At 53.7% G+C, this 12,650-nt stretch carries 12 protein-coding genes and 1 other RNA gene; 4 read left to right on the top strand and 9 right to left on the bottom strand.

The genetic code is table 11. The features are described 5' to 3' along the window. Position 1: 1 nt before the first annotated feature. The 9 genes from mraY to rsmI all read right to left on the bottom strand — a co-directional run bounded on the left by mraY (position 2) and on the right by rsmI (position 8,972). Positions 2-1,084, bottom strand: coding sequence for a phospho-N-acetylmuramoyl-pentapeptide-transferase (mraY, locus tag BZG72_RS07465; RefSeq protein WP_046073965.1), 1,083 nt, complete (start codon positions 1,082-1,084; stop codon positions 2-4). Beyond that, the gene (locus BZG72_RS07460) at positions 1,084-2,451 is read right to left on the bottom strand and encodes a UDP-N-acetylmuramoyl-tripeptide--D-alanyl-D-alanine ligase (protein WP_077666477.1); all 1,368 of its coding nucleotides are present in this window, start codon (positions 2,449-2,451) and stop codon (positions 1,084-1,086) included. The genes mraY and BZG72_RS07460 overlap by 1 nt, the downstream gene beginning before the upstream one ends. Further along, positions 2,448-3,914: a UDP-N-acetylmuramoyl-L-alanyl-D-glutamate--2,6-diaminopimelate ligase gene (gene murE / locus BZG72_RS07455; protein WP_077666476.1), complete on the bottom strand. Its 1,467-nt coding sequence runs from the start codon at positions 3,912-3,914 to the stop codon at positions 2,448-2,450. Before murE ends, BZG72_RS07460 begins: the two co-directional genes overlap by 4 nt. Next, a complete protein-coding gene (locus BZG72_RS07450) occupies positions 3,907-5,673 on the bottom strand; it encodes a penicillin-binding transpeptidase domain-containing protein (protein ID WP_077666475.1) in 1,767 nt (588 codons plus the stop codon). Before BZG72_RS07450 ends, murE begins: the two co-directional genes overlap by 8 nt. Beyond that, complete coding sequence (gene ftsL, locus BZG72_RS07445; RefSeq protein WP_077666474.1) at positions 5,670-5,999, bottom strand: cell division protein FtsL; 330 nt, start codon at positions 5,997-5,999, stop codon at positions 5,670-5,672. Before ftsL ends, BZG72_RS07450 begins: the two co-directional genes overlap by 4 nt. Positions 6,000-6,002: 3 nt before the next feature. Beyond that, a complete protein-coding gene (gene rsmH / locus BZG72_RS07440; protein ID WP_077666473.1) occupies positions 6,003-6,953 on the bottom strand; it encodes a 16S rRNA (cytosine(1402)-N(4))-methyltransferase RsmH in 951 nt (316 codons plus the stop codon). A gap of 16 nt (positions 6,954-6,969) precedes the next feature. Next, positions 6,970-7,428, bottom strand: coding sequence for a division/cell wall cluster transcriptional repressor MraZ (gene mraZ / locus BZG72_RS07435; protein ID WP_046073959.1), 459 nt, complete (start codon positions 7,426-7,428; stop codon positions 6,970-6,972). Between the two features lie 251 nt (positions 7,429-7,679). Beyond that, an RNA gene (gene rnpB, locus BZG72_RS07430) (RNase P RNA component class A) lies at positions 7,680-8,060 on the bottom strand. 54 nt (positions 8,061-8,114) lie between these two features. Then, positions 8,115-8,972, bottom strand: coding sequence for a 16S rRNA (cytidine(1402)-2'-O)-methyltransferase (rsmI, locus tag BZG72_RS07425; RefSeq protein ID WP_046073958.1), 858 nt, complete (start codon positions 8,970-8,972; stop codon positions 8,115-8,117). Positions 8,973-9,033: 61 nt separating this feature from the next. Between rsmI and BZG72_RS07420 the strand changes: the two genes are divergently transcribed. The 4 genes from BZG72_RS07420 to BZG72_RS07405 are packed head-to-tail and all read left to right on the top strand — an operon-like array spanning position 9,034 to position 12,389. Beyond that, positions 9,034-10,884: a penicillin-binding protein activator gene (locus BZG72_RS07420; RefSeq protein ID WP_158075455.1), complete on the top strand. Its 1,851-nt coding sequence runs from the start codon at positions 9,034-9,036 to the stop codon at positions 10,882-10,884. Continuing rightward, entirely contained in the window at positions 10,881-11,246 is a 366-nt protein-coding gene (locus BZG72_RS07415; protein ID WP_046073956.1) for a YraN family protein, read from the top strand. The genes BZG72_RS07420 and BZG72_RS07415 overlap by 4 nt, the downstream gene beginning before the upstream one ends. Positions 11,247-11,249: 3 nt before the next feature. Further along, a complete protein-coding gene (locus tag BZG72_RS07410) occupies positions 11,250-11,840 on the top strand; it encodes a phosphoheptose isomerase (protein ID WP_046073955.1) in 591 nt (196 codons plus the stop codon). 3 nt (positions 11,841-11,843) lie between these two features. Next, a complete protein-coding gene (locus tag BZG72_RS07405; RefSeq protein WP_046073954.1) occupies positions 11,844-12,389 on the top strand; it encodes a BON domain-containing protein in 546 nt (181 codons plus the stop codon). Positions 12,390-12,650: the final 261 nt, after the last annotated feature.

Genomic DNA, 12,650 nt, shown 5'->3' with positions numbered 1-12,650 from the left:
ATTAGCGTACCTTAAGTGTGGCCAGTGCAATGAGCACTAGCATCAACGAAATGATCCAAAAGCGCACGATTACCCGCGGCTCCGGCCAGCCTTTTAGCTCATAATGATGATGAATCGGTGCCATACGGAAAATACGTTGGCCGCGCAATTTATAGGAGCCAACCTGCAAGATCACCGACACCGTCTCCATCACGAACACCCCGCCCATGATGATCAGCAACAGCTCTTGACGCACCAGTACCGCAATCGTGCCTAGCGCACCGCCTAATGCCAGCGAGCCCACATCCCCCATAAACACTTGAGCTGGGTAAGTGTTGAACCACAAAAAGCCAAGGCCAGCCCCAACAATCGCGGCGCAAACAACCACCAGCTCACTGCTGTATTGGATATACGGAATATGCAGGTAGCTGGCAAAGTTCACATTCCCTGTCGCCCAAGCAATAAAGGCAAACCCACCGGCGACCATCACGGTGGGCAAAATCGCTAACCCATCGAGGCCATCCGTCAGGTTCACCGCATTGCTGGTCCCCACAATCACAAAGTAGGTAAAGACCACATAGAACAGGCCAAGTTGCGGCATCACATCTTTGAAAAACGGTACCACCAACTGAGTGGCTGCGGTGTCCTTGCCGTGCGCATAGAGGGCAAACGCCACGCCTAACGCAATGGCGGATTGCCAGAAATACTTCCAGCGCGCGACCAGCCCATCCGTATTCTTGCGTACCACTTTGCGGTAATCATCAACAAATCCCACCGCGCCATAGCCAAGCAGGACAACCATCACCGCCCATACATATGGGTTGGCCAAGTCCGCCCACAAAAAGACCGTCAGACTGATGGCCGCGACGATCAGTACCCCGCCCATGGTCGGTGTACCGCGCTTGCTAAAATGAGATTCAGGGCCTTCTTCACGGACCACTTGGCCAATTTGCATCGATTGCAGGCGTTTAATCAAACGCGGCCCGGCCCATAGCGAGAACAATAGTGCGGTTAATGCACTCACAATCGCTCGGAACGTCAGGTATTCAAACAACCGCATCGAGGGTAAAAGGTTTTGTAGCGCTTCCGCTAACCATAAAAGCATTAGCAAGCCTCCTTGATGGCGGCAACAACGGCTTCCATCGCCATCCCGCGAGCGCCTTTAATAAGAATGGTGTTAGGTGTCTGTGTATTTATCATGGCTACGACATGCGCAATGAGCGCCTCTTTACTATCAAAATGGTTACCGCCACAGCATTCGCTGATCACACGGCTATCGTTTCCCGTCGTGAAAACTTGGTGTAACTGCGCTTGCGCGGCATGCTCTCCCACTTCACGATGCATTTGTTCACTGTATTGCCCAAGCTCAGCCATATCGCCCACAATGAGCCACTTTTCGCCTGGGTAGCTGGCCAGCACATCAATCGCGGATTTCATTGCCGGCACACTGGCGTTGTAGGTGTCATCAATCAACCTCAAGCCTGATCGAGGCTCAGTGACCTGGGTACGTCCCGCAGCATTTTCCATCGCCGCTAAGCCACTCACCACATCGTCCAACGCCACGCCTGGTAATTGCATGGCCGCACAGCCTGCCATCAGCGCATTGGTAATATTGTGCAATCCGGGCAGAGGCAAGGTCACGGTTCTTTGTATCTGGCCGTCACTCAAGGTCATGTGATAACAGCCCGAATCAGTGAGCGTGCTATCTAGCAACCTCAGTGGTGCCGCCTCAGTGTCAGTGACGGGGATCACCTGCTTGTCAGCCAAGACCGCTTGCCACTTTTCGTCGCCGTGGCTGTGCTGATTGACCAGAGCAATGCCACCTTCTGGTAAGCCTTGGTAGATCTCTCCTTTGGCAATCGCCACCCCTTCCAATGAGCCAAATCCCTCAAGATGTGCTGCGGCCAAGTTAGTCACCATGGCAATATCGGGTTTAACCAACGCGGTGGTATAAGCGATTTCGCCAATATGATTCGCGCCCAGCTCAATCACCGCATACTGGTGCTCTGGCGTCAGTCGAAACAGGGTCAGCGGCACACCGATATCATTATTGAAATTACCCGCAGTGGCTAACGTGGGTCCTTTTTGCGCGAGGATCGCCGCCAACATCTGCTTCACGGTGGTTTTACCGCAGCTGCCGGTAATGGCAATGGTGGACACCTGACACTGGCTTTTCACCCACGCCCCGAGTTGGCCAAGGGCAATACGCGTGTCCTCCACCAGCAATTGAGGGATCGCTACATCCAGCGGACGATCGACCACTATCGCCGCCGCACCGGCCTCTTTGGCTTGAGCCGCAAAGTCATGGCCATCAAAGCGCTCCCCTTTCAGGGCAACAAACATCGCCCCTTCGCCAAGCTCGCGGGTATCCGTGGTAATGGCATCAACTTGCGGGCTCGCCGGTATCAACTCACGTTGTAAAATCGTCGCGTTCACCGCGTGCGCGAGGGTATCGAGTGAGGTCCGAATCATGATAACTCCTTGAGTTGCGCCGCCACCGTCTCTCGGTCGGAATAGTGCACCTTGCCGTGCGCCAAAACTTGATAATCTTCATGGCCCTTGCCTGCGACCAAAACAATGTCCTCGGCTTTCGCTTGGCGAATAACCTGGCTCACCGCGTCGGCGCGATCATGTTTTACCCATGCGCGCTCTGGCGCCTCCATGCCCGCAAGCATGTCTTGAGTAATGGCTTCAGGCGCTTCGCTGCGAGGGTTATCATTGGTTAACACCGTATGATCGGCATGCTGTTCGGCGAGGCGGGCCATTAACGGCCGCTTGCGTGTATCACGGTCTCCGCCACAGCCAAATATGCACCACAGCGCGCCTTTACAATGACGTCGCAACGCAAGCAGCGCTTTCTCCAGCGCATCGGGCGTGTGAGCATAGTCAACCACGACTGTCGGTTTGTCAGCGGCGAGAAAAACCTCCATCCGTCCTGTGACAGCTTGCAGCTGCGGGCTCACGGCCAATAACGGCGCTAACGGATAGCCCAGCCCCAATAAGGTGGCCAAGCTCACCAGCAAATTGCTGACATTAAAATCTCCCACTAATGCCGCTTGGATCTCGCCTTGCCCCCACGATGAGTCGACCTGTACCCGCACACCGTCGCTGGCATAAGCGACCGAGGTTGCGCGCACAAACGGGCCTGCATGTCCATCTAATGAGGAGGAGGTCATGGCGACAGCGATAGCGTCTGGCCATTGCTTGAGCCAAGTGCGACCCACCGTATCATCCGCATTGATGACTTTAAGTGGCGAGCCTAACTCAAACAGTTGCTTTTTCGCCTCGGCGTAGGCGTCGAGGGTGCCGTGATAATCCAGGTGATCATGACTTAAATTTGTAAACACCGCGGCATCAAAGGTAAGGCTGGCCACGCGCCCTTGCACCAAACCGTGCGATGACACTTCCATCGCCACATGCCGGGCACCTTGCTCAACGAAATCGGCTAATTGGGCTTGAATGCTAATCGCGTCCCCAGTGGTGTTGTCAGCGGCTTTAAGCGCGCCAATAAAGCCGTTCCCTGTGGTGCCCATCACGGCTGTGCGTTGATCTAAAGCGTCTAGCCATTGGGCAATCAGTTGCGACACCGTGGTTTTGCCGTTGGTTCCGGTGACACCAATCAACCCGAGGTGTTGCTGAGGATCCTGATAAAAGCGCGCCGCCATCGCCGAGAGGGCATGAGGTAACGCGCGCAAGCTGATCACTGGCACCTGATCGCGCCAGGCTATCTGGTCGTTTTCACCTTGTTGCACCACGGCCGCCGCGCCTGCCTCAATCGCTGCTTGAATAAACTGGCGACCGTCAACCTGGTGACCTTGAACCGCCACAAATACATCACCGGCACCGACTTGGCGACTGTCTAATGTCATTTGCTGGACCGAGAGGCTGGGCACATCCGCCAGCCACGGGCTCAGCCATTGGTTTAAATCATTCATTCCGGTTCACTTCACTTGCATATTTTGCCACTTGCAGCCCGGGGCCTGTGCCCGCGTCCGGCGCAATGTTTAAGATCTGGAGCGCACTTTTCATCACATCCGAAAACACCGGCGCCGCCACTTGGCCACCGTAATACTTGTCACCTTGTGGCTCGTTGATCACCACCACCATCGCCAGCCTTGGGTTGCTGATAGGCGCAAGGCCCGCGGTATAGCCGATATACTCATCGCCATAACCGCCCGCTACCGCCACTTTGGCCGTACCGGTTTTCGCCCCGACTCGGTAACCGTCCACCGCAGCACGGCGCGCACTTCCGCCCTCTTGCGTCACGCCTTCTAACATTTGCAGCACTTTATAAACGTTCTCACGCGACGCAACCTGCTTGCCTTCGGTCACCCCTTCACGCTTTAAAATACTCAGCGGTCGATTGATACCCAAGGCGCCGAGGGTAGCGTAAGCGCGTACAAGCTGCGTCGGGGTCACCGACAGGCCATAACCAAAGGCCAAGGTGGCTCGTTCAAAATCGGACCAACGACGGCGAGAAGGAAAATGGCCCACCGACTCACCCACAAGCTCGACACCGGTACTGGCTCCCAAGCCAAAGCTACCGTACTCGCCCAACAGGGTCTCCACTGGCATCGCTAAGGACAGCTTACTCACACCAATGTTGCTCGACTTTTTGAGGATCCGCGCGAGATCTGCTTTACCCACTTTGGACACATCCCGCACGCGGCTTCCGCCGATTTGCATGATGCCATTGCCGGTATCAATTACGGTGTCCATATCCGCGACACCGTTTTCCAACGCGGTAAGCACCACAAAGGGCTTCATGGTTGATCCAGGCTCAAACACATCGGTGATCGCGCGGTTGCGCATATTAAAACTTTTCAGCGAGCTACGATTATTAGGGTTATAAGAGGGGGCGTTAACCATCGCCATCACTTCGCCGGTTTTCACATCCACCATCACCAACGAGCCAGACGTGGCGCGATAGTCGGCCACCGCTTGCTTAATCGCCCGGTAGGCAATGGCTTGCAAACGCTGGTCGATACTGAGCGTGAGTGATTGGCCTTCTTTTTTGTCTTCAGTGGCAATATGTTCAACCACACGACCAAACCTGTCTTTACGCACGGTACGTTTGCCATGCTCACCGGCCAACCAGTCGTCAAACCGGCGTTCAATGCCTTCCAGGCCATGGCCGTCAATCCCCGTCATTCCAACTAAGTGGGCACTCACCTCCGCACTAGGATAAAAACGGCGAGACTCGGCTTTCAGTCCCACACCGGGCAAGTCGAGCTTGTTTACATACGAGGCCATTGCTGGACGCACTTGACGCTGTAAATAAATAAAACGCCGCTTGCGGTTCGCTTGAATCTTGTCAATCAACGCCTGGCGGTCTAGACCCAGCACGTCGGCCAACGCATACCAGCGCTCAACGTTGTTCAGCCCTTGGTGTTTAAACACAGTCACCGGATCGGCCCACACCGCTTGCACGGGAACACTGACCGCCAACGGCTCACCTTGTCGGTCTTCAATCATCCCACGCGCGGAATGCACCTGCTCCACGCGCACTGAGCGTAAATCCCCTTCATGACGCAGCCGGTCGGGCTCAATCACTTGGATATACGCCGCACGCGCCACCAACGCCACTAAGGCAAACGCAATAAACACGCAAATAAGGCCAAAGCGCCACTGGATGAGCACAGGTGGCGCTTTTGGCGTACGGCGATTGGCTGGCTTACTAGAACGTTTTTTCACCGGCTATTACTCAAAGACCGTTTTACGATCACTTCGTTATCACTGGTTGGTCGAATCATGCCAAAATCCTCACGCGCGACCGACTCAACATGGCTGTGCTCAGACAACGCATTTTCTTCCAGCAACTGATTTCGCCACTCCACTTCAAGCGTTTCGCGCTGCTCAAGCAGTGCATCTTGTTTGGCAATCAAACTGCGCGTCGATTGCGTCATTGACACCACAGCGATCGCTGATATCAGCACCGCGACCAACAAACCCAACGGCAACTTACCGATGACCAGCACGTCCTGACGAATTTGTTTGGCGAGGCTGGGACGCGGCTCCATGATTTACCCTAATTTCTCCGCCACGCGTAACACCGAGCTACGCGCACGCGCATTGTGTTCCACCTCTTTCGCAGAGGGCTTAACCGCCTTACCAATCGGTTTCATCGCGGCTGAGCCCATCTCGGCAATTTGTGCTTCGGTTAAAGGCACCCCTTTAGGCACGTCTGGACCTTTGCTTTGTTTGCGAATAAAGCGCTTCACCATCCGATCTTCTAACGAGTGAAAGCTGATCACAGACAAACGGCCACCGGGGGCGAGGCTTGCCAACGCGCCTTGCAGCGCTTGCTCAATCTCATCGAGCTCGCTGTTGATATAAATGCGGATCGCTTGGAAACTGCGCGTCGCCGGGTGTTTTTTCTTTTCTCGAAACGGCACCGCATTATCAATCAACTTGGCCAGTTGGTTGGTCGTAGACAGCACCGGCGCCTCCTCGTCCTCGCGATGGCGGACAATCGCATTGGCAATCCGGCGAGCAAAGCGCTCTTCGCCAAACACTTTTAACACCCATGCAATGTCATCTGGGCTGGCAGTTTCTAACCACTGCGCCGCTGACTGACCAGAGCTCGGATCCATGCGCATATCCAAAGGGCCATCATGCATAAAGCTGAATCCGCGGCTAGGATCATCCAACTGCGGAGACGACACGCCAAGATCGAGTAAGATCCCATCGACTTTTTCACTCAAGCCACGTTCACTCAAGTAAGTTTCAATGTCAGAAAACGGCCCATGGATAATATGAAAGCGGGGATCGTCGATGGTGTTGGCTTCTTCAATCGCACGAGGGTCGCGATCAATGGCGTATAAGCGACCGTTCTCACCCAGTTGAGACAAAATATGACGGGAATGACCGCCGCGACCAAAGGTACCATCGACATAAATGCCGTCTGGCTTTATCGCAAGGCCGTCTACCGATTCGTTCAATAGGACGGAAACATGGGTATATTGTTCTGACATAAGTTCACTTCATTATTTACAGAGAGAGGTCTGCTAACCGCTCACTGATCATCGGGGTTGATTCCGCCTGTGTGTCCATATCCTGGCGAATTTGTGCCTGCCATGTTTGCTCATCCCAAATCTCAAACTTGTTGAGTTGGCCCACCAACATCGCTTTGCCCTCAAGCCCCGCATATTGACGCAACGCCGCGGACAGCAAGAGTCGCCCTTGGCTATCCATCTCACAATCAAACGCATGACCGAGTAGCAACCGCTGTAAACGCCGTTCTGCTGGCTGAAAGCTCGATAGCTGTGCAAGCTTATCTTCTATCACTTCCCACTCCGGGACGGGATACAAGGCCAAACAAGGGAGCTGGTGATCGATCGTGCACACAAACTGGCCGTCACAATGGTTAATTAAGCCATCGCGATAGCGAGTGGGTAGGGCAAGCCGCCCTTTCTTGTCGACCGATATGGCACTGACGCCGCGTAGCATGGCGCTATTTTCCCTTTTTCACCAAGATTATCCACTTTACACCACATTTTCCCACCCAGAAGTGTACGTAGCAGGTAAAAAGAAAGTCAAGCAAGCCATGACAGTGATAAGGATCACACTTAGGGAGATTAAAGAGATATTTCAGCGGGTTAATCCTTGAGTTAGCCAATCTGCTACATGAGGTTATAACCAAATCGTCTGACTCAAACGCTGAAAAAGAGAGGGCGAGCCCAAAAGGCTCGCCCGATAATGAGGTGAGTTGGCCTGTAAGCCGGGTTCTGTACCGTAAAAACGGCGGTAACCATTCGTCTAGGCCTGCAATTGCTCACAGGCTCCAGCAACCTACCCGTCCCCAAACGCGGGCCGCGCCAATAGGGACCTATTTGGTCTTGCTCCGGGTGGAGTTTACCGTGCCACGAACTGTTGCCAGTCGCGCGGTGCGCTCTTACCGCACCCTTTCACCCTTACCTGTGCTCCGAAAAGCCATCGGCGGTCTACTCTCTGCTGCACTGGTCGTAGGCTCGCGCCTCCCAGGCGTTACCTGGCACCCTGCCCTGCGGAGCCCGGACTTTCCTCCCCTTCATCAGTCTCCCGTGGGACATCAATAAAGCAGCGGTTACCCGGCCAACTCGAGCGGGGGAGTATATAGAAGAATACCCACGCAAGCCAGGGTAAATCACGCTCAGCTACAAATTCTCTAGGCCCCATTTATAGAGTGCGTTCTTTTTAACCGAATACAATTCCGCCACCAATGCCGCTGCTTTTTTGAGTGGTAACTCAGCTGCTAATAAACTCAGCGCGTGACAGGCTGCTGACGGCAACGCGTTTTTATCGGCGCGGTGGCCCGCGACCAGTAACACCATTTCACCGCGAAGCCGATTGGCATCTTCGTTTAACCACTCAATCAGTTCGCCCAATGGCGCCCCATGAATGGTCTCAAAGGTTTTGGTCAACTCACGCGCCAATACCACGCGGCGCGCCTCACCCAGCACTTCACGCATATCCGCCAAACTATCGCGAATCCGGTGCGGCGATTCATAGAAAATCAAGGTGCGAGGATCATCGGCCAACGCGCGGAACGTATCTTGACGTGCTTTTGTTTTCGGGGGCAGGAACCCTTCAAAACTAAAGCGGTCTGAAGGCAAACCAGAGGCACTTAATGCGGTGACCACCGCGCAAGCGCCAGGTAAAGGCACCACTCTCACGCCAGCTTCACGGCATTGCGTGACAAGGTGGTAGCCTGGGTCGCTAATCAGTGGTGTCCCCGCGTCCGAGACTAGTGCGACCGACTGACCTTGTTGTAAACGCGCTAATAACGCTGCCGCTTTTTGCTGTTCATTATGCTCATGTAAGGCAAACGTTTTGGCATTAATAGAAAAATGCGAAAGCAATCGTGCGGTATGCCGTGTATCTTCGGCGGCAACCAGATCCACGCTGGCTAATACATCGAGAGCACGCTGGGTAATATCCGCCAAGTTGCCTATCGGTGTCGGCACAATGTACAGCGTGGGGTGAGCATGGTCGGATAGATTTGCATCAGTCATTTGTTTAACAACCCTTCGGCGATTAAGATAGGGGCAACGTTGTCACGGTTGAAACATGTTCATGGTTAAACTTACCCAGAAGCGTCAAAGTGTAACACGACTTATCACCCCTGTAGCCCTAGCGTTAGCGCTGGCTGCATGTAGTGCGCCGTCCACCACGCCAACCGCGCGTGATGTCATCAGTCAGCCAGCAACAGAGAACTCGACATTTTACCTGTTGCAAGCGGAAACCAGCCAAGGCGAGAAGCAAAACGACTGGTATCTACTGGCGATCAAAGCGCTGATTAACGAGCAGCAGTTTAACCAAGCGGACGTGCTATTGCAGCGCTTGTCAGAACGCCAACTCAATACCGAGCAGCGTATTGAGTGGACACTGGCTCGGGCGCGCTTTTACGCACAAACCGGCCAACTTGCCGACGCCAATCAGGTGCTGGCGCTTTCACCTGACTGGCAACTTAACGACAATCAGTATGTCCGCTTTTACCAGCAAAAGGCTAAGATTGCCCGCCAGCAAGATCAGACGCTCGACGCGGTAAAAAACCAGTACCAATTAGCGAATTATGCCAACGCCGATGACGCGCAGCAGGCATGGAATACCTTGTGGCAAGATTTACAGCTACTGAGTCAAAGTGAAATCAAACAGTTGCAAAGCAGCGACGATGACATTCTCATAGGCTGGGTTGATTTACTTGATATCGCTCGCCGTTACACCGGCGATGTGGCTGAGATGCAAAACCAACTGGATGCGTATTTAGCGTCGCATCCTGCGCATCCAGCAAACCAATATCTCCCTGATAACTTGGCCGATATCCAAGCATTGACCATCACCCAACCAACACGTGTTGGTGTGATGCTGCCATTGACCGACAAATTCTCCGAGCAAGGGGATGCGATTCGCGATGGTTTTGTCGAAGCCATGCTAGATGCTGATAGCGAGCAACGCCCTGAAGTCCGTTTTTACGACACCAACGCCCTAGACGTTAAAACGCTCACCCAACGCATTACCCATGACGGCGTTGATTTTGTGGTTGGGCCGCTGCAAAAACATAAAGTCGCCGCCGTCAGCAACGCCATTGCTGGGCAAGTGCCTTTGTTAGCACTGAATGAACCCACGGATGACAACTATCAGCAAGGGGTATGCTATTTTACCTTGTCGCCCGAACAAGAGGCGGCGCAAGCGGCTGATCGCTTGTACCAGCAAGGGTATCAATTCCCACTGGTGCTCTATCCTGACTCTGCCTTTGGTCAGCGGATGCGTGATGCTTTCTCCGCGCGCTGGCAATCATTGACGGATACAGACGTAGAGCGCGCACCGCTGGGTGATCGTGATAAGATGCAAGCACGCATCCGTGATATTTTCGGCTTAGACGCCAGCCAGCGCCGAATCGCCCAAATGAAACAGCTCACCGACTTGCCTTTGCAATCGCAAGCGCGCAGTCGGCGTGACATTGATGCTGTTTATATGGTCGCCGGCGCCGCTGAGCTCACCTTGCTCAAGCCATTTATCGAAGTCGCTATCAACCCAGATGTCCAGCCACCCAAGCTGTACGCGAGCTCGCGCAGCAACAACCGTGCAGACGGCATGGGACAACTAGCCGAACTACAAGGCATAGAGTTTAGTGATATTCCGCTGCTTATTAGCCCGCAAAGCGCAGCGTACCAGCGTTACCAAAAGCGCCACCCATCGCCGAGCAATAACACCACACGTTTACACGCGCTTGGGATGGACGCATACGGCCTACTAAAAGGGTTGCCACAGATGCAGGCACAGCCCGGTTATCAGTTTAGCGGCCAGACCGGTCAGCTCTCACTCGCTGAGCACTGTGTTATTCATCGACAACTAGACTGGGCGCGCTTTGGTAAAACAGACATCGAGCCGGTTAACCACCAAACGAGACAGGACGGGCAGTGACAGGTTCGCCGACTAGGGCAACAGGGCAGGCTTACGAAGCACAAGCTTGCCAATACCTCGCTCGTCATGGGCTCCGTGTTTTAGATAAAAACGCGCACAGTCGCCGCGGGGAAATCGATCTGGTGATGCAAGACGGTACCTGCTTGGTGTTTGTTGAGGTTCGTTTTCGCCGCGGACGTGGTTTTGGTGGCGCAGCGGCCAGTATTACCGCTGCTAAGCAAAAGCGTTTAATTCTCGCGGCAGAACGCTGGATGCAGTGCCACGGGGTGAAAAGTACACAAACAGAATTTCGCTTTGACGCCGTCACCTTTGATGGCAGTGTTGAGGCGGTTAACTGGATTAAAAACATTGTTCAAGGGTAAGTCATGCTAGAGAGCATCAAAGAGAGCTTTACCGAAAGTATTCAAACCCAGATTGCTGCTGCCGAAGCGATCCCTGAGTATCTGTCACAATCGGCACAGGTGATGGTACAAAGCCTGCTTAACGGCAACAAAATTCTTTGCTGTGGCAATGGCGGATCCGCGGCCAACGCGCAACATTTTGCCTCTTGCCTGCTTAATCGCTTTGAAACCGAGCGTCCGAGTTTGCCAGCGTTAGCACTGACCACAGACACCACCACCTTAACGGCGGTGGCCAACGATTACAGTCATGATGAAGTGTTTTCTAAGCAAGTTCGTGCGTTGGGACAAGCTGGCGATATCTTGCTGGCGATTTCCACTAGTGGTAACAGCAAAGACATCATCAAAGCCATGGAAGCGGCCGTTACCCGTGATATGACGATTATTGCAATGACCGGCAAAGACGGGGGAGAGATGGCCGGTTTGCTCGGACAGCGCGATGTAGAAATCCGTATCCCATCACAACGCACGGCACGGATCCAGGAAGGGCACTTACTCACTGTGCATTGCTTGTGCGATCTCATCGATCAGGTGCTCTTCCCCTCTCACGGAGAATAAATCATGCGCCTGATAGTCACCTTGATGTTTGCGCTTGCCTTGCAAGCGTGTTCCACCGTGTATTCTTCCGATCCACGCACCACTGGCGAGGAGTGGCAGGACACGCAAATTGGCCTAAACACCGCTGGGATTGTCAACAAGCCACCGTTTAGGAACAAAATTCGAGCAAAAGCGGCCGCTTTTCAAGGGCAAGCTCTGTTGGTGGGGCAAAGCACCGATCCGGCTCTGACCGAGCAACTGGTTGAGCGGATTCGCGCGTTAGATAATGTCGACGTAGTCTATAACGAAGTGCGCGACGCACCGATGATTGGCCTTGCCGATATCAGCACCGATGGCTGGCTCACAACCCGCGTCAAAGCAGCATTCGTGGCTGATGATCAGTTGCGTTCGGTCAACATCAAGGTGATCACTGAAGCCAGAGAAGTGTTTTTAATGGGGGCAGTGACCCAAGCGCAAGCGGACAAAGCGGTGGATATCGCCCGCAATGTGCGTGGCGTTGAGCGCGTGATCAAAGCTTTCCAATATGTGGGTGACGACAACTCGCCATAAGGCGCGCCTCACACTCACGATAAACGGTCTATCTATCAGCCGGCCTCTTGTTGCCGGCTTTTTTACGCCGGGACGTTTTCTACTGCTGCGTCACTCGCACTCCCCCACTCGTTATCTTGTTTGTCGTCAACCGCGTTGCTTTCTCTTTACTCTTTTCTTTCTTTTTTATCTTCAAGAAAAAACATCAGCGCTACATCTCTTCCCTAATCACATACAAAACAGTTACAAACACTAATGATAATGGTTGTTATTAGGATTTTT

It is taken from the genome of Salinivibrio sp. PR6 (genome assembly GCF_001995955.1).
Classification (GTDB): Bacteria; Pseudomonadota; Gammaproteobacteria; order Enterobacterales; family Vibrionaceae; genus Salinivibrio; species Salinivibrio siamensis.
Note: the sequence above shows the minus strand (reverse complement) of the source record. Positions and strands in the feature narration are given on the sequence as shown.